The following is a 21,144-nucleotide window of genomic DNA, read 5'->3' as shown; positions in this document are numbered from 1 at the left end:
TGCATTTCCATCGCGCTAGTGAGTGCCCGAACCCTTATTCACACGGATAACTGTTCAGCAGGCTCGCACCTGAAAGATAGTCGTGAGCGTCATCCGAATGCCGGTGTGGCAAGGTGCGCCAGTCGATCTCCAGGCAGAGGCTGTTCAATGGCTGGTTATCGAGCATGCCGATGACCCGGTCGGGAAAGGTCCGCCGGTAGCGGGCGACGGTTTTGCCCCGGGGTTCGACCTGATCCGCCTGTGCCAGCGCCTGGCGAGCCAGTGCGGGCAGCAATGGCTGCGGGATGGTGAAATAGGGGTGACCGGGCCTTGCTTGCAGGTGCCCGGCTGCGCGGCTTCTTTGCCATAGTTGTTGCCACTGGCTGCTGCCTGCATGGGCAGCCAATTGGTCACCTAGTGTGAGCAATTGTTCAGGCGGCGCCTGGCCGGTGTCGAGGGCCTGAATGGGAAGTGATGGCGCGAGCAGCATGATGAACAGCGCGAACCTGCGCATGGTGCCTCCAGCATGGATTGAGGAAGCCCAATGCTTTCAGGCATGCCTTGCCATGCTAAGCAGGAAATGCAGCGCTGCAAGGCGTTGACGTTGTATCATTGTCGCCGCTCGTTGTGAGCAAATACCCCCGATGTTGAAGGATTTTTCGATGACCCACGTGCAGCGCCTCAAATATTCGCTTCTGATCATCCTGGTGGTGCTGGGCCTCATGCTGGGCCTGTCGCATCTGCAGAAGCAAGGCACGATCAGTGAACAGACCTTCCAGATGCTGGCTATCGCGATTGCCGTGGTGGTGGTCGTGATCAACGGGATTCTGCGGCGCAAGGTCAAGCCCTGACGCCGGCCCGGCGGCAGCGTCAGGCGGCCTGCAGTCAGCGCGGCAAGGGCTGTTCGAGTACGGCGCGTGCTTCGGGCTTGAGGCTGTAGCACTTGTCGCTGCCAAGGCTGATCACACCCTCTGTGCACAGCCGTTTGAGCACCTCGCGCACGCTCAGGAACGACAACGGGATGTCCAGTTGCTCCAGTTGCGCATGCACGCCGCGCACGCCGATGCTGCGCCCGGTGCGATCTGCGTGGTACAGCGCATCGATCACTTTCAGGCGAATGAGGCTGGTGCGCAGGCCGTAATTGCGCAGCAGTTCGCGAATCTGCTCGTTGCCGGTACGCTCGTCCACGCTGGTGGCCGCGCCGATGGCCGCCTTCCCCGGAATGCGCCCGGTCTGCAATGAGGGTTGCGGGTCGTACATGTGAATGCTCCTTTTCGTGGACTGTCCCGAAATATGGGTGGCTCACTGATTAAGGACGAATGAGAACGGCAAATCTGCAGCGTCTGCCTGCAAAATTTTCTGCCGGTGTCTGTTGAAGACGGTTCGCGGCGCCACTGCGCGTAAAATTTTCATCCAGCCGTTCGTTTGATCGGGAATGATCCCTGAATCCGAGGAATGCCCGTGTTGTCAATTTCGCGTCCCTTGACCTGTGCCAGCCTGGCGGCTGCCCTGGTCGCCTCCAGCGTAGCCGTGCAGGCGCGGGAAACCGGCGCTGATGCCAGTGCGCAGATCCGTCGCACCAGTTTTGGTGTGCCGCATATCGTCGCCAAGGATGAGCGCGGCCTGGGGTATGGCATTGGCTATGCCTATGCCCAGAACAACCTGTGCCTGCTGGCCAATGAAGTGCTGACGGTCAACGGTGAGCGCTCGCGCTATTTCGGCGCTCAGGCCAAGACCCTCGAACAACGCGACAACCTCGCCAGTGACCTGTTCTTCAGCTGGCTCAACACGCCGGCGGCAGTCACTGGCTTCATGCAGGCCCAGCCAGCGCAGGTGCGCGAACTGCTGGAGGGTTATGCCAGCGGCTTCAACCGCGCCTTGGCCGAGCGGCGCAAGCAAGGCCTGCCTGCGGAATGCGGCGACGGCCAGTGGGTACGCCCGATTACCAGCCAGGACCTGGTCAAACTGACCCGTCGCCTGCTGGCTGAAGGGGGCGTGGGTCAGTTCGCCGAAGCGCTGGCGGGCGCCCAGCCCCCCAGGCTGGCAGCCCAGCGAGCAACCCCGGCCTTTGACGTGGCGCTGGCCCAGCAGCAGCGCTTCGCCTCCGAGCGCGGCAGCAACGCGGTGGCTGTGGGGGCGCAACGCTCGGCCAATGGCCGCGGCCTGTTGCTGGCCAACCCGCACTTCCCGTGGATGGGTGGCATGCGTTTTTACCAGATGCAGCTGACCATTCCAGGCAAGCTGGATGTGATGGGCGCCGCTTTGCCTGGCCTGCCGGTGGTGAACATCGGCTTCAACCGCCACCTGGCCTGGACCCACACGGTGGATACCTCAAAGCACTTCACCCTGTATCGCTTGCAGTTGGACCCCAAGGATCCGACCCATTACCTGCAGGATGGCAAGTCCATCCCGATGGCACGGCAAACCGTGAGCGTCACGGTCAAGGCCGCCGATGGCACCCTCAGCCAGGTCGAGCGCCAGGTCTACAGCTCCGGTTTCGGGCCGGTGGTGCAGTGGCCTGGGCGACTGGACTGGGACACCCAGGCAGCCTATAGCCTGCGCGATGCCAACCTGGACAACACGCGTGTGCTGCAGCAGTGGTATCGCATCAACCGTGCCGACAGCCTGGAGGCCCTGAAGGGGTCCACCGAACAGTTGCAGGGCATCCCCTGGGTCAACACCCTGGCGGTCGATGCCGCAGGCACGGCGCTGTACCTGAACCAGTCCGTGGTGCCTTATGTCGATCAGCAACTGCTGAGCGAATGCAGCAACCCGGTGGTGCAAGGCCCTCTGGTGGTGCTGGACGGGTCGCGCAGCGCCTGCCAGTGGAAGGTCGATGCGGATGCCGCGCAGCCTGGCATCTTCCCGGCGCGGATGCTGCCCAGCCTGGAGCGCAACGACTTCGTGCAGAACTCCAACGACCCGGCCTGGATGACCAACCCAGCCCAGCCGTTGACCGGTTTCTCGCCGTTGATCAGCCGCAGCGACCAGCCACTGGGCATGCGCGGCCGCTTTGCCCTCGAGCGCCTGCAAGGCAACGCCAAGCTGGGTGTCGATGACTTGCAGCGCATGGTGCTGGATGACGACGTTTACCTGGCCAGCCTGGTGCTGCCCGACCTGCTGCAGTGGTGCAAAGGGGCAGAAGCCGACCTGCAGGCTGTGTGCGCCAGCCTCGCCGCCTGGAATGGCAAGGCCGATTTGTCCAGTGGTGTCGGCCTGGTGCATTTCCAGAACATGGTCGAGGCCATGGCCAAGCAGCCGCAAAGCTGGCGCGTGGCCTTCGACCCGGCAGACCCGCAGCACACCCCGCGTGGCCTGGCGGTGGAGCAGGCGGCCGTGCGCCAGCTGTTGCGCGAAGCAGCCTTGGCATCGAAGCAGCAAGTGGCCAAGGCCGGTGTGGAGGAGGGCAGCCGCTGGGGGCAGATCCAGCAGGCCGCCGATGGCACGCCTGTACCAGGCGGGCCGCAGCAGCTGGGGGTTTATAACGCGATGTTCAGCGTGCCGCACGGGCCGGGCAAGCGGCTGGTGGTCAGTGGTACCAGCTACCTGCAGGTGGTGAGTTTCACTGAAGATGGGCCACAGGCGCGTGGGCTATTGGCGTTCTCGCAGTCCAGCGAAGCCGGCTCGGCGCACTTCAGCGACCAGACCAAGGCGTTTTCGGCCAAGCAGCTGGCAGCGCTGCCGTTTACCGAGGCGCAGATCAAGGCGGACCCGGAGTATCGTCACTATGTGATCAGTGAACGGGACAAAGCCGCGGTGGCCAGCCGGCCTTGAACCTGTAACGGCGTGTTCGCGGGTGAACCCGCTGCCACAGGAAACTCCACAGGCCTGAGTCCAGTGGTTTCCCTGTGGCAGCGGGCGAGCCCGCGAAAAGGGCGACTTGGGCTTTCAGGAGAACTCGAACGGCTCCAGGGCAAAGCCTTGCCCGTCGACCTGCAAGGTCCAGCCCCGTCGGTCCCAATCCCCCAGCACGATGCGCCGGGCCGGTTCACCTTCGACCACCAGCTTGTGAATCGCCGGCCGGTGGGTGTGGCCATGCACCAGCGTGCGTACGCCGTGCGCCGCCATCACTTTCGGCACTTCTTCCGGCGTGACGTCGACGATCTCGGTAGCCTTCATGCGCGTCTGCGCACGGCTTTCGCTGCGCAGCTTGCGCGCCAGTTTCTGCCGGGTGGCCAGCGGCAGGTGCCGAAGGATCCACAGGCTCACCGGGTTGCGCAGGTAACGGCGCATCTTCATGTAGGCCAGGTCGCGGGTGCACAGGGTGTCGCCATGCATCAGCAGCACCGGTTCACCGCCCAGCTCGATCACGCTGGGGTCGGCCAGCAGTGTGCAGCCAGCGGCCGTGCAGAAGTCCTGGCCAATCAGGAAGTCGCGGTTGCCATGCATCAGGTAGATCGCCGTGCCGCTGTCGCTGAGCTGGCGCAAGGCCTGGCAGATCGACTGCTGGAACGGTGTCATGGCGTCGTCGCCGATCCACGCTTCAAAAAAATCACCGAGGATGTACAACGCCTTGGCGTGACGGGCGCGGCCGTCGAGCAGATCAAGAAACGCCCGGGTGATGTCCGGGCGTTCTTCTTGCAGGTGCAGATCGGAGATCAGCAGGATCACTCAATGATCTCGGCTTTCTCGATGATCACGTCGTCCTTCGGCACGTCCTGGTGGCCAGCCTTGGAGCCGGTGGCAACTTTTTCGATCGCATCGACGATTTCACGGCCTTCGGTCACTTCACCGAACACGGCGTAGCCCCAACCCTGTACGTTCTTGCCGCTGTGGTTGAGGAAGTCGTTGTCGGCGGCGTTGATGAAGAACTGCGCCGAGGCGGAGTGCGGCTCCATGGTGCGGGCCATGGCAATGCTGTACTTGGTGTTCTTCAGGCCGTTGTCGGCTTCGTTCTGGATGCTGGCACGGGTCTTCTTCTGGTTCATGCCGGCTTCGAAACCGCCGCCCTGAATCATGAAGCCCTTGATCACACGGTGGAACACGGTGCCGTTGTAGTGGCCATCCTTGACGTACTGAACGAAGTTTTCGGTGGTCAGCGGCGCTTTCTCGGCGTTCAGTTGCAGAACGATGTCGCCGTGGTTGGTGGTCAGTTTGACTTTGGACATGCTGAAATTCGCTCTTTCAAGGCATACGGGAATAGGGTGCGCAGGGCGCGTTTAGTCACCTGACGCAAGATCGGGCAACCGCGACACATGTCGATGGTTCATGGCGCGCAGCGGCCATTTTGCACGGTTCGCGATAAATCGCGCCAGTTTGTCGGTGCCCGGCTGTCAGCAGCTTGACTGCTTCGGCTATGATAGGCCCTTTGATTCAATCGGCCTACCCAGGCCGGACACGTGCATTCAAGGATCCTATGAGCAAGCCCACTGCCGACAACGCGCCCAACGCCGCTGCCAAAGGCGCCCCCGCTGTCCCTGCGAACTTCCTGCGGCCGATCATCCAGGCCGACCTGGACTCGGGCAAGCACAGCAGCATCGTCACCCGCTTCCCGCCGGAGCCCAATGGCTACCTGCACATCGGCCACGCCAAGTCGATCTGTGTCAACTTCGGCCTGGCCAAGGAGTTCGGCGGCGTCTGCCACCTGCGCTTCGACGACACCAACCCGGCCAAGGAAGACCAGGAATACATCGACGCCATCCAGCGCGACGTGAAATGGCTGGGCTTCGACTGGGCTGGCGAGGTGCGCTATGCCTCCGACTACTTCGACCAGCTGCACGACTGGGCCGTTGAACTGATCAAGCGTGGCAAGGCCTATGTCTGCGACCTGACCCCTGATCAGGCCAAGGAATACCGTGGCAGCCTGACCGAGCCCGGCAAGAACAGCCCGTTCCGCGAGCGCGGCGTCGAGGAGAACCTCGACCTGTTCGCGCGCATGAAGGCCGGCGAGTTCAAGGATGGCGAGCGCGTGCTGCGTGCCAAGATCGACATGGCTTCGCCGAACATGAACCTGCGCGACCCGATCCTGTACCGCATCCGCCATGCCCACCACCACCAGACCGGTGACAAGTGGTGCATCTACCCGAACTACGACTTCACCCACGGGCAGTCGGACGCCATCGAAGGCATCACCCACTCGATCTGCACCCTCGAGTTCGAAGGCCACCGCCCGCTGTACGACTGGTTCCTCGACAACCTGCCGGTCCCGGCGCACCCGCGCCAGTACGAGTTCAGCCGCCTGAACCTGAACTACACCATCACCTCCAAGCGCAAGCTCAAGCAACTGGTCGACGAAAAGCACGTCAGTGCCTGGGACGACCCGCGCATGTCGACCCTGTCGGGCTTCCGCCGCCGCGGCTATACCCCGGCGTCGATCCGCAACTTCTGCGAAATGATCGGTACCAACCGTTCCGACGGCGTGGTCGACATGTCGATGCTCGAATTCAGTATCCGTGACGACCTCGACCGCACCGCGCCACGCGCCATGTGCGTGCTGCGCCCGCTGAAGGTGGTCATCACCAACTATCCGCAAGGCCAGGTCGAGCAGCTTGAACTGCCGCGCCACCCGAAGGAAGACATGGGCATGCGCGTGCTGCCGTTCGCCCGCGAGCTGTACATCGACCGCGACGACTTCATGGAAGAGCCGCCAAAGGGCTACAAGCGCCTGGAGCCCGCCGGTGAAGTGCGCCTGCGCGGCAGCTACGTGATCCGCGCCGACGAGGCGATCAAGGATGCCGACGGCAACATCGTCGAGCTGCGCTGCTCGTATGACCCGGACACCCTGGGCAAGAACCCGGAAGGCCGCAAGGTCAAGGGCGTGATCCACTGGGTACCGGCCGAAGGCAGTGTCGAGTGCGAAGTGCGCCTGTACGACCGCCTGTTCCGCTCCGCCAACCCGGAAAAGACCGAAGACGGCGGCAGCTTCCTCGACAACATCAACCCGGATTCGCTGCAAGTGCTGAAGGCCTGCCGCGCCGAGCCATCGCTGGGCCAGGCGCAGCCTGAGGACCGCTTCCAGTTCGAGCGCGAAGGCTACTTCTGCGCCGACCTCAAGGACAGCCAGCCGGGTCGCCCGGTGTTCAACCGCACCGTCACCCTGCGTGACTCCTGGGGCAGCTAAGGAACCGCCGTGCTTACCATCTACAACACGCTGAGCAAGACCAAGGAGGCCTTCAAGCCGCTCGATGGCAACAAGGTGCGCATGTACGTGTGCGGCATGACCGTGTACGACTACTGCCACCTTGGCCATGGCCGCAGCATGGTGGCGTTCGACCTGGTGACCCGCTGGCTGCGTAAAAGCGGCTACGACCTGACCTACGTGCGCAACATCACCGACATCGACGACAAGATCATCAACCGCGCCAACGAAAACGGCGAGGCGTTCGATGCCCTGACCGCGCGCATGATCGACGCGATGCACGAAGACGAGCGCCGCCTGAACATCCTCAAGCCGGACCTGGAGCCGCGTGCCACCGACCATATCGCCGGCATGCACGCGATGATCCAGACCTTGATCGACAAGGGCTACGCCTACTCGCCCGGCAACGGCGACGTGTACTACCGGGTCGGCAAGTTCGCCGGTTACGGCAAGCTGTCGCGCAAGAAGATCGAAGACCTGCGCATCGGTGCCCGCATCGAGGTCGACGAGGCCAAGCAGGACCCACTGGACTTCGTCCTGTGGAAAGGCGTCAAGCCGGGCGAGCCGTACTGGGATTCGCCGTGGGGCCCGGGCCGTCCGGGCTGGCACATCGAGTGCTCGGTGATGTCCACCTGCTGCCTGGGTGAGAGCTTCGACATCCACGGCGGTGGCAGCGACCTGGAGTTCCCGCACCACGAGAACGAGATCGCGCAGAGCGAGGCGGCCACTGGCAAGCAGTACGCCAACAGCTGGATGCACTGCGGCATGATCCGTATCAACGGCGAGAAGATGTCCAAGTCGCTGAACAACTTCTTCACCATTCGCGACGTGCTCGACAAGTATCACCCGGAGGTGGTGCGCTACCTGCTGGTGGCCAGCCACTACCGCAGCGCCATCAACTACTCCGAAGACAGCCTGCGCGATGCCAAGGGCGCCCTGGAGCGCTTCTACCACGCGCTGCGTGGCCTGCCGCGGGTTGCCGCCAAGGGTGGCGAGGCGTTCGTAGAGCGCTTCAGCGTGGCGATGAACGACGACTTCGGTACCCCGGAAGCGTGCGCCGTGCTGTTTGACCTGGTGCGCGAGATCAACCGCCTGCGTGACAGCGATGTCGATGCGGCGGCGGGCCTGGCCGGTCGCCTGCGTGAGCTGGGCGATGTGCTGGGTGTGCTGCAGCTGGAGGCCGATGATTTCCTGCGTGCCGGCGCCGAAGGCAAGGTCGATGCGGCGCAGGTGGAAGCCTTGATCCAGGCGCGTCTGCAGGCGCGTGCGGACAAGAACTGGGCTGAGTCCGACCGTATCCGTGACCAGATCACGGCCATGGGTGTGGTGCTGGAAGACAGCAAGGGCGCTACTACCTGGCGTCTGGCTGACTGATCGGCGTAACGGGGGCTGCTTTGCAGCCCATCGCGGCTAAAGCCGCTCCTACAGGGACCGCGCAGCATGCAAGCGTGGTGCAGCCCCTGCAGGAGCAGCTTTGGCCGCGATGGGCCGCAAAGCGGCCCCGGCTTTTACTTGGCTACCCCGGCCAGCGGGCAGTGCAACACCAGTTTCGCCCCACCCAGCTCGCTCTCGCCAATCTCCAGCCCGAACCCGTGCAGGTCGACGATCGCGGCAACGATCGACAACCCCAGCCCGAACCCGGAATGGCGGTGGCCTTCCTCGCTGCGATAGAACCGCTTCAGCACCGCAGCGCGCTCCTCTTCGGGAATCCCCGGCCCGCTGTCTTCGACGGCAATGTGCACCCCCAGCTCATCCTGGGTCGCCTTGATGGCAACCCGGCCGTCTTCGGGCGTGAACTTGATGGCATTGCCCACCAGGTTGGCCAGTGCTTCGAACAGCAACTCGCGATCACCGTGCAGCGCCGGTAACTGGGCCGGCTGTTCCAGGTTGAGGCGAATGCCGCCATCTTCGGCCAGCGGCAGATAGAAGTCGTGCAGTTCCACCAGCAAGTCGTGCGGATCAAGCTGAACGAAGCCGGCGCGGCGCTGGCGGTCTTCCAGCTCGCTGATGCGCAGCAAGCCACGAAAGCGTGCCATCAACGTATCGGTCTCACCAATCGCCTGGTCCAGCGCTTCGGCTTGTGGTGAATCGTGCGCGCTTTGCTGACGAATACGGTAAAGCTGGGCCCGCAAGCGGGTAAGGGGCGTGCGCAAGTCGTGGGCGATGTTGTCGCAGACGCCTTTGACTTCATGCATCAGCCGCTCGATGCGGTCGAGCATGGCGTTGACGATATCGGCCAGCATGTCCAGCTCATCGCGGCGCGCTGACAGTGGCAAGCGGTGGGTGAGGTCGCCGGCAACGATCAGCTCGGCCTGGGCCTGAATGGCACGAATGCGCTTGAGCGGGCGGCGGCGTAGCAGGTACCAGCCGGCAAACCCCGGAATCAGGGTCAGCGAGATGCCCCACAGCAAGGCATGCAGGATGATGCGGGTGACCACGAACAGTGAGCCATTGTCGCGGAACAGCACCAGCCAACGGCCATCTTGCACCCTGATCGCCACCGCATCGCAGCTGTCACGTGGCATGTGCGGGTCATCGGCATCCAGGCAGCGCTTGAGTTCGTGCACCTTGCCGTCCAGGCCCAGGTCCGGGGGGATCGCGCGAATCCGCCCGCCCACCGGGTTGAACTGGGCGTCGAACAGGCCATAGGCATCGAAACTGCGTTCCTCGAACGCCTGGCTGGCGACCAGGGCATCGTCGAGCTGCTTGCCGCTCATGTGTGCGAACAGGTGCTGGCGCTGCAGCATCGAGTGGCGGGTCAGCTTGTTCAGGTAGCTGGACACCTCGAAATACAGCACCCCCATGAGGATGCTGCTCCAGGCCACGAAGAGGAAACTGTACAGCGCCAGCAGGCGGCTGGTGGACGAGCTCCAGCCCTTAGACGGGTTCAGCAATGGCATAGCCCGAGCCCCGTACCGTACGGATCAGCGGCGACTGGCCGGGGGAGTCGATTTTCTTGCGCAGGCGCCCGATGTGCACGTCGATCAGGTTGGTGCCCGGGTCGAAGTGGTAGCCCCAGACTTCCTCGAAGATCATCATCCGCGTGATCACCTGGCCGCTGTGGCGCATCAGGTATTCCAGCAGTTTGTACTCGGTGGGTAGCAGGTTGAGGGTCTGCTCGCCGCGGCGGGCTTCGTGGCTGATCAGGTCCAGCTGCAGGTCGGCGACCTGCAGGCGGGTCTGGGTCATCGGTACACTGTTGCGGCGCAACAACACTTCGACCCGTGCCGCCATTTCGTCGGAGGCGAACGGCTTGGTCAGGTAGTCGTCGCCGCCGGCGCGCAGGCCGCGCACGCGCTCATCCACGTCGGACAGGGCGCTGATCATCAGGATCGGCGTGGTGATTTTCAGGTTGCGCAGGGTGGTGACGATCGTCAGGCCATCGACCTCGGGCAGCATCCGGTCTACGGTGATCAGGTCGTAACCGCCGGCGATGGCCTTGGCCAGGCCCTCGCGGCCGTTGTCGGCCCAATCCACTTCCAGGCCGTGGCTGGAGAGTTCGGCGACGATTTCCTGGCCGGTGACGGCGTCGTCTTCGATGGTCAGTACGCGTGGCATGCTCGTTCCTGGGCGTCTATTGGAGACTTGATTGTGCCAAAGAATAGCCAAACGGCGATTTAAGAAAAATTCATCTACGCCGGGTAAAACAAAACGGGGCATGCCAGTGTCTGGCATGCCCCGTCGATCAGCGTGGTGCAGCGTCTCAGGCGACCTTGACGATCCAGCCGGCTGGCGCTTCGACGTCGCCGCTCTGGATGCCGGTCAGCTCGTTGTAGAGCTTCTGGGTGACCGGGCCGACCTTTTCCAGATCGTGGAACACGTGCAGCTTGCCGTTGTACTCGATACCACCGATCGGGGTGATCACCGCAGCGGTACCGCAAGCGCCGGCTTCGACGAAGCGGTCGAGCTTGTTGATCTCGACGTCGCCTTCGATCACGGTCAGGCCCAGGCGCGCTTGTGCCAGTTCCATCAGCGACAGGCGGGTGATGCCTGGCAGTACCGAGGCCGATTTCGGGGTGACGAATTCGTTGTTGGCGGTGATGCCGAAGAAGTTGGCCGAACCGACTTCCTCGATCTTGGTATGGGTCAGCGGATCGAGGTAGATGGCGTCGGCGAAGTTGGCCTTCTTGGCCTCGGCGCCTGGCTGCAGGCTGGCCGCGTAGTTACCACCGACCTTGGCTGCGCCAGTGCCCTGAGGGGCGGCACGGTCGAAGCTGGAGATCTGGAAGTTGTGCGGTTTCATGCCGCCCTTGAAGTACGAGCCAACCGGGATTGCGAAGATCGAGAAGATGAACTCGGGGGCGGTGCGCACGCCAATGTTGTCGCCGGTGCCGATGACGAACGGGCGCAGGTACAGGGCGCCTTTGCCGTGCGGCGGGACGAACTTCTCGTTGGCCTTGACCACTTGCTTGCACGCTTCGATGAAGACATCGGTCGGCACCTGCGGCATCAGCAGGCGCGCGCAGCTGCGCTGCATGCGGGCGGCGTTCTGGTCTGGGCGGAACAGGTTGATCGAGCCGTCCTTGCAACGGTAGGCCTTGAGGCCTTCGAAGCACTGCTGGCCATAGTGCAGGGCGGTGGAGCCTTCACTGATGTGCAGCACGTTGTCTTCGGTCAGGGTGCCTTTGTCCCACTCACCATTGCGCCATACGGACAGGTAGCGCTTGTCGGTCTTGATGTAGTCGAAACCCAGCTTGTCCCAGTTAATGCTTTCGTTACTCATGACACCCTCGATTGTCTTGCAAGTGCCCGATCGCTCGGGCTGCTGTTATATGCGCACCTCGCCACGATAATACATCCATCGCGGATCGGGAACGGTCAGTCACGAATTGGGGGGCTGGCAGGTGTAGGACGGTGGTTTTTCATGGCATGTGAGATCGAGCGCCGCGCGGGCGGTGCTCGATCTCACAGGCGCTGAACCTCTATCGGCTGGCACCCGCAAGCCGTCGACTCCAATCGCCAGCATGGCTGCGATTACAGGCCTCTTCACTGTCGAGTCGTACATGCCAGGCAACGTGGTCCAGCTTCACACCGGCCTCATCGAGCGCCTGTGTCGTCAGCGCCAGCATGCGTGCCTTGGTCTCCCCAGCCAACGCTGCTGCTTTTTCGGCCTCACGCTCGAACACCCAGGTAATGCGCAAGCTAGCCGGAAAGTCATCCGGATCCAGCCGATGGGTCAGCCAGCTGAACCCTAAGATCTCTGCCTTGGCGGCTTCGCAAGCGTCAGTCAGGCAGGCGACCAGCTCACGCTCAAGGCGCGCTAGGTCGCGTTTTCTCAGGGCTTTCATTGAGCGCTCTCATCATCAATCTGCTGGCAGAAGCGCAACAGGTTGCCGAACGGGTCGCGAATCTGCATCTGCAACCCCCAGTCCACCCGCTCGGCCTGGGGGCGGGCGTAGCCGTACTTCTTGTCCAGCAGTTCCCGCTCCAGTGCGCGCAGGTCTTCAGTGCGGGCGAACACGGTCGAGCCTGGGCAGGCATCGCCGTGGTGCTCGCTCAGGTGCAGGATCAGGCCGTCCCGGTGGATCTGCGCGTAGAGCGGCAGGTCCGGGCTGAAGCGGTGCTCCCAGTCGAGCTGAAAGCCCATGAAGTCGAGATAAAACTCCTTGGCCTTGTCGACCGAGAAAATCCGCAGGACCGGAATGGCAGGGGCGAGGGGCATGGCGGTTCCTTGGCCGTAGGTAAAACAGAGACTGTAGCGCAGCACCGAAACAGGGCCAAGTGCCGCCCCGGCAATGTGCGATTTAACCCCCTATGCCCCATGCCAGAGCCGTCGCCGTGAAGGTTTCATCTTCATTCACCTGCGTAGTTGGCCCGCAACCTGCTATATCCAGCCAGCGAAATTTGATCGAGTGGTCAGTCTGCAGTTGCCCGAAAAGGCCACGCATGACCCTCAAAACGGCCGTCAGGCCACGGATATCAAGGGGCCGCAGGATGTCGCTCGCGGAGCAGATCGAACCATCGGAGCAGGACGCCGGCTGGAGCGCGCACTTGCAGTTGCGCTTCGTCGAGCGCAATGGCGTGACCCGCATTGGTGCGCGCCGGCATTTCGGCCCGCTTTTGGTGCAGCGCCCGTTCTACCCAGAGGGTGGACCGTGCCACGTGTATGTGTTGCACCCGCCCGGCGGCATCGTTGCCGGTGACCGGCTGGAGCTGGATATCCACCTCGAGCCGGGCAGCCATGCGCTGCTGACCATGCCGGGTGCCAGCAAGTTCTACCGCAGCATCGGCCCCACCGCCCGGCTGGCCCAGCGCTTCCACCTGCAGGCCGGCAGCACCCTGGAATGGCTGCCGCAGGACAGCATCTTGTTCAACGGCGCCCGCGCCAGCCTCGACAGCCGCTTCACCCTGGAACCGGGGGCGAAGCTGTTGGCCTGGGAAACCCTGTGCCTGGGCCGGCCGGTGATGAACGAGCGTTTCGAACAGGGTGCACTGGACAGCCGCCTGTGCATCGAGCTGCCCGGCGACCCCGGCCTGCACGAGCGGCTGCGCATTGCCGGCGGGCAACTGGCCAAGGTCGGCGGCCACCCGCTGGTCGCCACCTTCTGCGCAGCGCCTGCGACCCCGGCCGTGCTGGAGCAGGTGCGCGCGCTGCTCGATGAACTGGATACCCCCGCAGGCGCCACCTTGCTCGGTTCGCTGTTGGTGATCCGCCTGCTCGATCATGACAACCAACACCTGCAACACACCCTGCAGCGCCTCTGGCATGCCCTGCGCCCGGCCGTTCTCGGCCTGGCTGCATGCCCGCCGCGCATCTGGGCCACTTGAGAGAGCGCCATGGAGCTGACCCCGAGAGAGAAAGACAAACTGCTGTTGTTCACCGCCGCGCTGCTGGCCGAACGGCGGCTGGCCCGTGGCCTGAAGCTCAACTACCCGGAGGCGGTTGCGCTGATCAGCGCTGCGGTGCTCGAAGGCGCCCGCGATGGCCGCACGGTGGCCGAGCTGATGAGCCTGGGCCGCGAAGTGATTGGCCGCGAGCAGGTCATGGAGGGCGTCGCCGAGATGCTGCATGACGTGCAGGTCGAGGCGACCTTCCCCGACGGCACCAAGCTGGTGACCGTGCACGACCCTATCGTCTGACCTGGAGCAGGAGCCCAGCATGATCCCAGGTGAAATTCAGGTCGCCGCTGGCGACATCGAACTCAACGTCGGCCGTGACACGGTCAGCGTCAGCGTGGCCAACCATGGTGACCGGCCGGTGCAGGTCGGTTCGCACTACCACTTCTACGAGGTCAACGATGCGCTGGTGTTCGAGCGTGAGCCGACCCGTGGTTTTCGCCTCGATATACCGGCTGGCACCGCCGTACGCTTCGAGCCGGGCCAGGCGCGCACCGTGCAACTGGTGGCCTACGCCGGCAAGCGTGAAGTGTACGGCTTCCAGGGCAAGGTCAATGGCGCACTGGAGGGTAGGGCATGAGCCGTATTTCCCGTCGGGCCTACGCCGACATGTTCGGCCCCACCGTCGGCGACCGCGTTCGCCTGGCCGATACCGCGTTGTGGGTTGAGGTCGAAAAGGACTTTACGGTCTATGGCGAAGAGGTCAAGTTCGGTGGCGGCAAGGTCATCCGCGACGGCATGGGCCAAGGCCAGATGCTCGCGGCCGAGGCCATGGACCTGGTGCTGACCAATGCGCTGATCATTGATCACTGGGGCATCGTCAAGGCCGATATCGGCGTCAAGCGCGGGCGCATCGCTGCCATCGGCAAGGCCGGCAATCCCGACGTGCAACCGGGCGTGACCGTGCCGGTCGGCCCAGGTACCGAGGTGATCGCCGCCGAGGGCAAGATCGTCACCGCCGGCGGCATCGATTCGCACATTCACTTCATCTGCCCGCAGCAGGTCGATGAGGCGCTGACCAGTGGCGTCACTACCTTCATTGGCGGCGGCACCGGCCCGGCCACCGGCACCAATGCCACCACCTGCACGCCCGGGCCGTGGTACCTGGCGCGGATGCTCCAGGCCGCCGATTGCCTGCCGATCAACATCGGCCTGCTGGGCAAGGGCAACGCCTCGCGCCCCGAAGCGCTGCGCGAGCAGATCGCCGCCGGTGCCGTGGGCCTGAAGCTGCACGAGGACTGGGGCTCGACCCCGGCCGCCATCGATTGCTGCCTGGGTGTGGCCGAAGAGATGGATATCCAGGTGGCGATCCACACCGACACCTTGAACGAGTCGGGCTGCATCGAAGACACCTTGGCTGCCATTGGTGACCGCACCATCCATACCTTCCATACCGAAGGTGCCGGTGGCGGCCACGCCCCGGACATCATCCGTGCGGCAGGGCAGGCCAACGTGCTGCCGTCCTCGACCAACCCGACCCTGCCGTACACGGTCAACACCGTCGACGAGCACCTCGACATGCTGATGGTCTGTCACCACCTGGACCCGAGCATTGCCGAGGACGTGGCCTTTGCCGAGTCGCGAATCCGCCGCGAGACCATTGCCGCCGAAGACATCCTCCACGACATGGGCGCCTTCGCCATGACCTCGTCCGACTCCCAGGCCATGGGCCGGGTCGGCGAAGTGGTGCTGCGCACCTGGCAAGTGGCGCACCAGATGAAGCTGCGTCGCGGCCCGCTGGCGCCGGACAGCGCATACAGTGACAACTTCCGGGTCAAGCGCTACATCGCCAAGTACACCCTCAACCCGGCATTGACCCACGGTATCGCCCATGAAGTCGGTTCGGTGGAAGTGGGCAAGCTGGCTGACCTGGTGCTCTGGTCACCGGCGTTCTTCGCGGTCAAACCGGCCTTGGTGATCAAGGGCGGGATGATCGCCACCGCGCCGATGGGCGACATCAACGGTTCGATTCCAACCCCGCAGCCAGTGCACTACCGGCCGATGTTCGGTGGCCTGGGTGCGGCCCGTCACGCCACGCGCATGACCTTCCTGCCCCAGGCCGCCATGGACCGTGGCCTGCACCAGGCGTTGGGGCTGCAGAGCCTGATCGGCGTGGCCCACGGCTGCCGCCGGGTGCGCAAGGCCGACATGGTCCACAACACCTTGCAGCCAGTGATCGAAGTCGACTCGCAGACCTACCAGGTACGCGCCGACGGCGAGTTGCTGGTGTGCGAGCCGGCCAGCGAACTGCCGCTGGCCCAGCGTTATTTCCTGTTCTGAAGGAGTGAAGATGATTGTCCTGACCCGTCGGATCGAGGCATCCGAGAGCGTCACCGGTACTGTGACCCTGGACGTCGACAGCCGCATCAAGAGCCGCCTGCGCGTGGTCCTCGATGACGGCCGCGAAGCCGGCCTGATGCTCGAACGTGGCCACCTGCTGCGCGGTGGCGAGCTGCTTGCCGATGCCGCAGGCAACCAGGTGATCCGCATCCTCGCTGCAGCTGAAGCGGTTTCGACGGTGCGCTGCGACGACCCGCATCTGCTGGCCCGTGCCGCCTATCACCTGGGTAACCGTCATGTGCCCTTGCAGATCGAGCCAGGCCTGCTGCGTTACCAGCACGATCATGTGCTCGACGAGATGCTGCGTGGCCTGGGCCTGACGGTGCTGGCCGAGCAGGCACCGTTCGAGCCTGAAGCCGGCGCCTACCAGAGCGCACCGCACAGCCACAGTCACAGCCATGGCAACGACCACCCGTTCGTGCGCCTGCCAGCCCATTCCTGAATCCCTCATACAAGGAGCCCACCATGAAAAAGACTTTCGCCCTTGCCCTGCTGATGGTCGCACTGCCAGCTTTCGCCCACCCTGGTCACGACGGCAACCCGCTGCAGGATGGCTTGCTGCACCCGCTGACCGGTCTTGACCACCTGCTGATGCTGCTGGGTACCGGTGTGCTGGCTGCGCTGACCCGTCGCAACCTCGCCCTGCCACTGGCCACCCTGGCCTCGATGTTCGCAGGTGCCGTATGTGGCCACCTGTTCGGCGATGTGCTGGGCATGGAAAGCATGATTGCCGTGTCGGTGCTGGTGGCTGCCGTTGCCGTGCTGCTGCCGCGCCGTCAGTTGCTGCTGGCCCTGGCCATGCCGGTGTTTGCCTTGTTCCACGGCTGGGCGCACGGCGTGGAAGCCACGCCAAGCGCTTTCTGGATGTTCAGCGCTGGCTTCGTCACGGTCAGCGGCCTGCTGCTGGCCGTCGGCTTCGGCGTCGGATGCCTGCTGCGCCGTCATAGCGGCCTGCAGAAGGCCTTCGGTGGCGGCATGCTGGCTGGCGCCGCGCTGGTGCTGGCCGGTTGATGAACAGCGACCTGGCACTGCTGCGTCTGCTGCAGCTGGCCAGCCCTGGCCTGCCGGTGGGTGGCTTCACCTACTCACAAGGGTTGGAGTGGGCCGTGGAGGCTGGCTGGGTGCGTGACACTGCCAGCTTCAGCGCCTGGCAACGGGAGCAGCTGCACGACACCCTGGCTTGTCTGGATTGGCCGGTGCTGGCGCGCCTGTATCGCGCCTGCGAGGCAGGCGATGCAGAGGCCTTTGCGCACTGGAGCAGGTTCCTGCTGGCCAACCGCGAAACCGCCGAACTGCGGCTGGAAGAGCAGCAGCGTGGCTCGGCCCTGGCGCGCCTGCTCGATGGCTGGCAGCTGGGCCAGGGCCCGGCCTGGCGCGCCAGCCTTGAACTCAGCCAGCTTGGCGGCATGGCCTGGCTGGCCGCCCACTGGCAGATTCCGCTGCGCCAGTTGGCCCTCGGCCATGCCTTCGCCTGGCTCGAAGGCGCGGTGATGGCCGGGGTCAAGCTGGTGCCGTTCGGCCAGCAGGCGGCGCAGACCCTGCTGCGCGACCTGGGGGCTGAACTGCCCGGCGTACTGGACCAGGCCTTGGCCTTGGCCGATGACCAGCTCGGCGGCAGCCTGCCGCTGCTGGCAATCGCTTCTTCGCGTCACGAAACCCAATACACCCGTTTGTTCCGTTCCTGAGGACTGCCTACATGCAAAGCTATCAGCAACCCCTGCGCGTCGGTGTCGGCGGCCCGGTCGGCTCTGGCAAGACCGCGCTGCTCGAATGCCTGTGCAAGGCCATGCGCGATCACTACCAGATCGCCGTGGTCACCAATGACATCTACACCAAGGAAGACCAGCGCATCCTCACCGAGGCCGGTGCCCTGGAGCCTGAACGTATCGTCGGCGTCGAGACCGGTGGCTGCCCGCACACCGCCATCCGCGAAGATGCCTCGATGAACCTGGCCGCCGTCGAAGCGCTGGCGCGCAAGTTCGGCAACCTTGAAGTGATCTTCGTCGAAAGCGGTGGCGACAACCTCAGTGCCACCTTCAGCCCTGAACTGGCCGACCTGACCATCTATGTGATCGACGTGGCCGAGGGCGAGAAGATCCCGCGCAAGGGGGGGCCTGGCATCACCAAGTCGGATTTCCTGGTGATCAACAAGACCGACCTGGCGCCTTACGTGGGGGCTTCGCTGGAGGTGATGGAGCGTGACACCCAGCGTATGCGCCCGCAGCGCCCGTGGACGTTCAGTAACCTCAAGAAAGGCGAAGGCCTGCAAGCCGTGATCGATTTCATCGTGGAGCGGGGGATGCTGGGTGTGAGGGGCTGAAGTCCAGCACCTCGACGCGGTTGCGGCCATTCTGCTTGGCCTTGTACAGCATCTCGTCGGCCTGTTTGAGCAGGGTCTCGGCCAGTTCGGTGTCGGGCTGGCGGCAGGCCACACCGACCGACAGGGTGAGTTTGCCGCAGTGGGGCGTGTCGGCCTGCTCGACCGCCTCACGGATGCGCTCGGCGATACGCCGGGCATCGGCCAGGGTGGTATCGGGCAACAGCATGGTGAACTCCTCGCCGCCTACCCGGCAAGGCAGGTCATGCAGGCGGGAATTCTGCCGCAGCACTTCCCCCAGGTGCTTGAGCACGTCATCGCCGGCGTCATGGCCATAGGTGTCATTGACCCGTTTGAAGAAATCGATGTCCAGGGCCAGCACGGCATAGGCCCGTTCGCTTTCCATCAAGGCATCCAGTGCCAGTTGCAGCGCCCGGCGGTTGGCCAGGCCGGTAAGGGCATCGCTCTGGGCTTCCTGGCGCAGTTTGCCGAACTTTTCCTGCAACAGGCGTTCGGCGGTGATCAGCGCGCGGCGGATGGCAGCGGCTTCGGCATACCAGGCGTCGATGCGGTGCAGTTCATTGGCGGTTTCGCTGGCTGAAAGGTGCGTGGCGCCGTGTGCCAACTGGCGCAGCGGCTTGATCAGCCAGTAGGTCAGCCACAACAACAGGAGAAAGCCGATCAGGCTGGCCGGAATTATGTACAACAGCACTTTGCGCATCAATTCATGCAGCGGGGCCAGCGCCAGTTCGCGTGGCTGCTGGGCGACGACTGCCCAGTGCGTGTCAGGCACCGGGGCGAAGCCGGCGAGCATGGGAATGCCGATGTAGTTGGGTGCATCGAGGTTGCCGGTCTCGCCGCGCAGGGCTGCCTCGATGGTCGGGCTGCCGGTGGCCAAGGCGCCGATGCGTTCATGGTCAGGGTGGTACAGCAGGCGTTGGTTGGCGTCGGCGACGAAGGCAAACGTGCCGTCATGTTGGTAGTGCTGGCCGATCACCGAGTGCAGTTCGCTTTCTTTCTTGAGAAACACCGAGCCACCGACAAGGCCCAGATAGCGGCCATCCGCGGCGAAGATCGGCTCCGAGACGAACACCACCAGCTCGCCACCCCGCGAGGTATACGCAGGGCTGACCCGCGGCTTGCGGGCATCGATGGCCTGCTGGATTTCCGAGGCGCGCTGGCGGTGGCTGGCGATCTGGCGAATATCCGGGTAGGCCACCCGCACTTGCCCCTGCGCATCGACGATGACGATGGAGTTGAAGTCATCATCCTGGGCTTGCAGGCGCTTGGCTTCGGCGTCCAGCAATGCCGGGTCTTCCAGGTTGCTGGCCAGTTGCTGGGCGCTGTAGGTCAGGTGACTGCGGGCCGAGCGCAGGAACTCGGTGATGCTAGAGGCCACCTTGCTGGCGTAGGCCTGGTTGGCCCGCAGGGAGAATTGCACCAAGGTGTTGTGCTGCACCCGGTAGGCGACATATAGGGCATTGCCCAGCGTCGCCAGGCAGGCCAGCACGACGATGCCGAGTACCAGGGTTCGCAGGTCGATCATGGGCAAGCGCTTGGGCATGGTGGGCCTGTCCGGCAAGGGTGACGGGCTCAAGTATGGCCGGTTTCTGCCCGGCTGCTGCCCCAAGTGCCGCCACCTTGCGGCAGGCGGCACTTGGGCGACGGGTCACTCATGGCAGCAATGGGGCTTGCCGGGCTGGCCCTCGTAGCGATCGTGGTGCCGTACCCAGTCCATGGTCCCGGCCTCGTTGCGCCCCAGCGGCGCGATGTCGAGGAAGTTGTAGGTGTTGACCAGGATGTCCAGGCCACGGGCGTAGGTGGAGTAGGTATGGTAGAGCGTGCCATCCGGGTCCTTGTAGAACGCGCTCAGGCCCGGCAGCTCGGCCTCATTGCCGGTGTACGGCGCGTAGTTGTACTGGCGTTGGCCCTCGGTGCCGACGCTGACGCCGAAGTCTTCGTTGAAACTGCTGCCGTGGGATGAATACCAGGGGAAGCGCCAGCCCATGCGCCGGCGGAAAGCCTGGAATTCGGGGTAGGGCGTGCGTGACACGGTGACCAGCGAGACGTCGTGATGGGCCAGATGCAGGTTGGCGCCATCGAAATGGTCGGCGAGGAACGAGCAGCCTGGGCAGCCTTCGCTCCAGCCTTCGGCAAACATGAAGTGATAGACCAGCAGCTGGCTACGCCCGGCGAACAGGTCGGTCAGGCTCAGTTCGCCGTCCGGGCCGTGGAAGCGGTAGGGCTGTTCGACCTTGACCCAGGGCAGGGCACGGCGGGCAGCGGCCAGTTCGTCGCGTTGGTGGGTGAAGGCTTTTTCGTGCAGCCACAGTTGGCGGCGGGCGGCCAGCCATTCCTCGCGTGAGGTGACCGGGTGTTTCTGATCGGGGGGGCTCATGGTGCTGACTCCGCTTGGGGGATTCAGCTTTTGGTCGATTTGAGGGGGCGGGGAATCGACAGGCAGGGCGGATGGGCGATGAGTGGTTAGGTGTGCTTGGCTTTAGATGTGTGGCGCCTGTGAGATCGAGCGCCGCACGGGCGGCGCTCGATCTCACAGGCGCTGAATGCCTCGCGGCGGGCGCCTGGTGGCCCT

The 21,144-nt window shown here is 64.2% G+C and carries 23 protein-coding genes; 12 read left to right on the top strand and 11 right to left on the bottom strand.

What is annotated here, in order from left to right:
• Positions 1 to 34: 34 nt before the first annotated feature.
• On the bottom strand, positions 35 to 493 hold the full coding sequence (locus tag HU738_RS24035; protein WP_186604521.1) for a hypothetical protein: 459 nt from the start codon (positions 491 to 493) through the stop codon (positions 35 to 37).
• Between the two features lie 148 nt (positions 494 to 641).
• Here HU738_RS24035 and HU738_RS24030 point away from each other — a divergent pair, with 148 nt between their 5' ends.
• Positions 642 to 830 carry a hypothetical protein gene (locus HU738_RS24030; RefSeq protein ID WP_003248064.1) on the top strand — a complete coding sequence of 63 codons (189 nt, stop codon included), beginning with the start codon at positions 642 to 644 and terminating at the stop codon, positions 828 to 830.
• 34 nt (positions 831 to 864) lie between these two features.
• Here HU738_RS24030 and HU738_RS24025 read toward each other — a convergent pair whose 3' ends face one another.
• Complete coding sequence (locus tag HU738_RS24025) at positions 865 to 1,239, bottom strand: fe2+ zn2+ uptake regulation protein (RefSeq protein ID WP_176510127.1); 375 nt, start codon at positions 1,237 to 1,239, stop codon at positions 865 to 867.
• 195 nt (positions 1,240 to 1,434) lie between these two features.
• Between HU738_RS24025 and pvdQ the strand changes: the two genes are divergently transcribed.
• Complete coding sequence (gene pvdQ / locus HU738_RS24020; RefSeq protein WP_186604519.1) at positions 1,435 to 3,753, top strand: bifunctional acylase PvdQ; 2,319 nt, start codon at positions 1,435 to 1,437, stop codon at positions 3,751 to 3,753.
• A 114-nt stretch (positions 3,754 to 3,867) separates the two neighbouring features.
• Here the strand turns inward: pvdQ and HU738_RS24015 are convergent, their stop codons facing one another.
• Together HU738_RS24015 and HU738_RS24010 are read right to left on the bottom strand one after the other, a co-directional pair.
• Positions 3,868 to 4,590 carry a UDP-2,3-diacylglucosamine diphosphatase gene (locus HU738_RS24015; RefSeq protein WP_186604517.1) on the bottom strand — a complete coding sequence of 241 codons (723 nt, stop codon included), beginning with the start codon at positions 4,588 to 4,590 and terminating at the stop codon, positions 3,868 to 3,870.
• The gene (locus HU738_RS24010) at positions 4,587 to 5,087 is read right to left on the bottom strand and encodes a peptidylprolyl isomerase (RefSeq protein WP_054887316.1); all 501 of its coding nucleotides are present in this window, start codon (positions 5,085 to 5,087) and stop codon (positions 4,587 to 4,589) included. The genes HU738_RS24015 and HU738_RS24010 overlap by 4 nt, the downstream gene beginning before the upstream one ends.
• A gap of 248 nt (positions 5,088 to 5,335) precedes the next feature.
• Between HU738_RS24010 and HU738_RS24005 the strand changes: the two genes are divergently transcribed.
• Positions 5,336 to 7,039 carry a glutamine--tRNA ligase/YqeY domain fusion protein gene (locus tag HU738_RS24005; protein WP_186604515.1) on the top strand — a complete coding sequence of 568 codons (1,704 nt, stop codon included), beginning with the start codon at positions 5,336 to 5,338 and terminating at the stop codon, positions 7,037 to 7,039.
• A gap of 9 nt (positions 7,040 to 7,048) precedes the next feature.
• Positions 7,049 to 8,431: a cysteine--tRNA ligase gene (gene cysS, locus HU738_RS24000; protein ID WP_186604513.1), complete on the top strand. Its 1,383-nt coding sequence runs from the start codon at positions 7,049 to 7,051 to the stop codon at positions 8,429 to 8,431.
• Positions 8,432 to 8,565: 134 nt separating this feature from the next.
• On the opposite strand, the gene HU738_RS23995 is transcribed toward cysS, so the two are convergent.
• From HU738_RS23995 to HU738_RS23975, 5 genes are all read right to left on the bottom strand, one after another.
• Positions 8,566 to 9,957, bottom strand: a complete 1,392-nt coding sequence (locus HU738_RS23995; RefSeq protein ID WP_186604511.1) for a sensor histidine kinase — start codon at positions 9,955 to 9,957, stop codon at positions 8,566 to 8,568.
• The gene (locus tag HU738_RS23990) at positions 9,935 to 10,615 is read right to left on the bottom strand and encodes a response regulator transcription factor (RefSeq protein WP_054887312.1); all 681 of its coding nucleotides are present in this window, start codon (positions 10,613 to 10,615) and stop codon (positions 9,935 to 9,937) included. The genes HU738_RS23995 and HU738_RS23990 overlap by 23 nt, the downstream gene beginning before the upstream one ends.
• 145 nt (positions 10,616 to 10,760) lie before the next feature.
• Complete coding sequence (locus HU738_RS23985) at positions 10,761 to 11,780, bottom strand: branched-chain amino acid aminotransferase (RefSeq protein WP_176510121.1); 1,020 nt, start codon at positions 11,778 to 11,780, stop codon at positions 10,761 to 10,763.
• Between the two features lie 199 nt (positions 11,781 to 11,979).
• The gene (locus HU738_RS23980; protein WP_186604509.1) at positions 11,980 to 12,345 is read right to left on the bottom strand and encodes a hypothetical protein; all 366 of its coding nucleotides are present in this window, start codon (positions 12,343 to 12,345) and stop codon (positions 11,980 to 11,982) included.
• On the bottom strand, positions 12,342 to 12,719 hold the full coding sequence (locus tag HU738_RS23975) for a glyoxalase superfamily protein (RefSeq protein ID WP_176510119.1): 378 nt from the start codon (positions 12,717 to 12,719) through the stop codon (positions 12,342 to 12,344). The genes HU738_RS23980 and HU738_RS23975 overlap by 4 nt, the downstream gene beginning before the upstream one ends.
• A gap of 272 nt (positions 12,720 to 12,991) precedes the next feature.
• Here HU738_RS23975 and HU738_RS23970 point away from each other — a divergent pair, with 272 nt between their 5' ends.
• Genes HU738_RS23970 through ureG form a run of 8 tightly spaced genes read left to right on the top strand, consistent with a single transcriptional unit; the run spans position 12,992 to position 18,554 of the window.
• Positions 12,992 to 13,825, top strand: a complete 834-nt coding sequence (locus HU738_RS23970; protein WP_099813957.1) for an urease accessory protein UreD — start codon at positions 12,992 to 12,994, stop codon at positions 13,823 to 13,825.
• A gap of 9 nt (positions 13,826 to 13,834) precedes the next feature.
• Complete coding sequence (locus tag HU738_RS23965; RefSeq protein WP_027916767.1) at positions 13,835 to 14,137, top strand: urease subunit gamma; 303 nt, start codon at positions 13,835 to 13,837, stop codon at positions 14,135 to 14,137.
• 19 nt (positions 14,138 to 14,156) lie between these two features.
• Positions 14,157 to 14,474 (top strand): urease subunit beta, encoded by a 318-nt coding sequence (locus tag HU738_RS23960; protein WP_099813958.1) that lies wholly within the window; start codon positions 14,157 to 14,159, stop codon positions 14,472 to 14,474.
• Positions 14,471 to 16,174: an urease subunit alpha gene (ureC, locus tag HU738_RS23955; RefSeq protein ID WP_186604507.1), complete on the top strand. Its 1,704-nt coding sequence runs from the start codon at positions 14,471 to 14,473 to the stop codon at positions 16,172 to 16,174. Before HU738_RS23960 ends, ureC begins: the two co-directional genes overlap by 4 nt.
• A gap of 10 nt (positions 16,175 to 16,184) precedes the next feature.
• On the top strand, positions 16,185 to 16,676 hold the full coding sequence (gene ureE, locus HU738_RS23950) for an urease accessory protein UreE (RefSeq protein WP_186604505.1): 492 nt from the start codon (positions 16,185 to 16,187) through the stop codon (positions 16,674 to 16,676).
• Positions 16,677 to 16,699: 23 nt separating this feature from the next.
• The gene (locus HU738_RS23945; RefSeq protein ID WP_099813961.1) at positions 16,700 to 17,245 is read left to right on the top strand and encodes a HupE/UreJ family protein; all 546 of its coding nucleotides are present in this window, start codon (positions 16,700 to 16,702) and stop codon (positions 17,243 to 17,245) included.
• Positions 17,245 to 17,919: an urease accessory protein UreF gene (locus tag HU738_RS23940; protein WP_186604503.1), complete on the top strand. Its 675-nt coding sequence runs from the start codon at positions 17,245 to 17,247 to the stop codon at positions 17,917 to 17,919. Before HU738_RS23945 ends, HU738_RS23940 begins: the two co-directional genes overlap by 1 nt.
• A gap of 11 nt (positions 17,920 to 17,930) precedes the next feature.
• A complete protein-coding gene (ureG, locus tag HU738_RS23935; RefSeq protein ID WP_027916761.1) occupies positions 17,931 to 18,554 on the top strand; it encodes an urease accessory protein UreG in 624 nt (207 codons plus the stop codon).
• Here ureG and HU738_RS23930 read toward each other — a convergent pair.
• Both HU738_RS23930 and HU738_RS23925 read right to left on the bottom strand, forming a co-directional pair.
• Positions 18,517 to 20,115 (bottom strand): sensor domain-containing diguanylate cyclase, encoded by a 1,599-nt coding sequence (locus tag HU738_RS23930; protein WP_186604501.1) that lies wholly within the window; start codon positions 20,113 to 20,115, stop codon positions 18,517 to 18,519. The genes ureG and HU738_RS23930 overlap by 38 nt on opposite strands.
• A 105-nt stretch (positions 20,116 to 20,220) precedes the next feature.
• The gene (locus tag HU738_RS23925; protein ID WP_186604499.1) at positions 20,221 to 20,949 is read right to left on the bottom strand and encodes a DUF899 domain-containing protein; all 729 of its coding nucleotides are present in this window, start codon (positions 20,947 to 20,949) and stop codon (positions 20,221 to 20,223) included.
• Positions 20,950 to 21,144: the final 195 nt, after the last annotated feature.

Source organism: Pseudomonas vlassakiae, assembly GCF_014269035.2.
GTDB classification, from domain to species: Bacteria; Pseudomonadota; Gammaproteobacteria; order Pseudomonadales; family Pseudomonadaceae; genus Aquipseudomonas; species Aquipseudomonas vlassakiae.
The sequence above is the reverse complement of the archived record's forward strand: the minus strand, read 5'-3'. Positions and strand labels throughout refer to the sequence as shown.

What these genes read in the sequence shown, in the direction of transcription:
- HU738_RS23940 (WP_186604503.1), top strand. Translation starts at nt 17,245, where the DNA reads ATGAACAGCGACCTGGCACTGCTGCGTCTGCTGCAGCTGGCCAGCCCT.
- HU738_RS23995 (WP_186604511.1), bottom strand. Translation starts at nt 9,957, where the DNA reads ATGCCATTGCTGAACCCGTCTAAGGGCTGGAGCTCGTCCACCAGCCGC.
- HU738_RS24010 (WP_054887316.1), bottom strand. Translation starts at nt 5,087, where the DNA reads ATGTCCAAAGTCAAACTGACCACCAACCACGGCGACATCGTTCTGCAA.
- HU738_RS23970 (WP_099813957.1), top strand. Translation starts at nt 12,992, where the DNA reads ATGTCGCTCGCGGAGCAGATCGAACCATCGGAGCAGGACGCCGGCTGG.
- HU738_RS23925 (WP_186604499.1), bottom strand. Translation starts at nt 20,949, where the DNA reads ATGAGCCCCCCCGATCAGAAACACCCGGTCACCTCACGCGAGGAATGG.
- ureG (WP_027916761.1), top strand. Translation starts at nt 17,931, where the DNA reads ATGCAAAGCTATCAGCAACCCCTGCGCGTCGGTGTCGGCGGCCCGGTC.
- ureC (WP_186604507.1), top strand. Translation starts at nt 14,471, where the DNA reads ATGAGCCGTATTTCCCGTCGGGCCTACGCCGACATGTTCGGCCCCACC.
- HU738_RS24035 (WP_186604521.1), bottom strand. Translation starts at nt 493, where the DNA reads ATGCGCAGGTTCGCGCTGTTCATCATGCTGCTCGCGCCATCACTTCCC.
- pvdQ (WP_186604519.1), top strand. Translation starts at nt 1,435, where the DNA reads ATGCCCGTGTTGTCAATTTCGCGTCCCTTGACCTGTGCCAGCCTGGCG.
- HU738_RS23945 (WP_099813961.1), top strand. Translation starts at nt 16,700, where the DNA reads ATGAAAAAGACTTTCGCCCTTGCCCTGCTGATGGTCGCACTGCCAGCT.
- HU738_RS23980 (WP_186604509.1), bottom strand. Translation starts at nt 12,345, where the DNA reads ATGAAAGCCCTGAGAAAACGCGACCTAGCGCGCCTTGAGCGTGAGCTG.
- ureE (WP_186604505.1), top strand. Translation starts at nt 16,185, where the DNA reads ATGATTGTCCTGACCCGTCGGATCGAGGCATCCGAGAGCGTCACCGGT.
- HU738_RS24005 (WP_186604515.1), top strand. Translation starts at nt 5,336, where the DNA reads ATGAGCAAGCCCACTGCCGACAACGCGCCCAACGCCGCTGCCAAAGGC.
- HU738_RS24025 (WP_176510127.1), bottom strand. Translation starts at nt 1,239, where the DNA reads ATGTACGACCCGCAACCCTCATTGCAGACCGGGCGCATTCCGGGGAAG.
- HU738_RS23985 (WP_176510121.1), bottom strand. Translation starts at nt 11,780, where the DNA reads ATGAGTAACGAAAGCATTAACTGGGACAAGCTGGGTTTCGACTACATC.
- HU738_RS23965 (WP_027916767.1), top strand. Translation starts at nt 13,835, where the DNA reads ATGGAGCTGACCCCGAGAGAGAAAGACAAACTGCTGTTGTTCACCGCC.
- HU738_RS23930 (WP_186604501.1), bottom strand. Translation starts at nt 20,115, where the DNA reads ATGCCCAAGCGCTTGCCCATGATCGACCTGCGAACCCTGGTACTCGGC.
- HU738_RS23975 (WP_176510119.1), bottom strand. Translation starts at nt 12,719, where the DNA reads ATGCCCCTCGCCCCTGCCATTCCGGTCCTGCGGATTTTCTCGGTCGAC.
- HU738_RS23960 (WP_099813958.1), top strand. Translation starts at nt 14,157, where the DNA reads ATGATCCCAGGTGAAATTCAGGTCGCCGCTGGCGACATCGAACTCAAC.
- HU738_RS23990 (WP_054887312.1), bottom strand. Translation starts at nt 10,615, where the DNA reads ATGCCACGCGTACTGACCATCGAAGACGACGCCGTCACCGGCCAGGAA.
- HU738_RS24030 (WP_003248064.1), top strand. Translation starts at nt 642, where the DNA reads ATGACCCACGTGCAGCGCCTCAAATATTCGCTTCTGATCATCCTGGTG.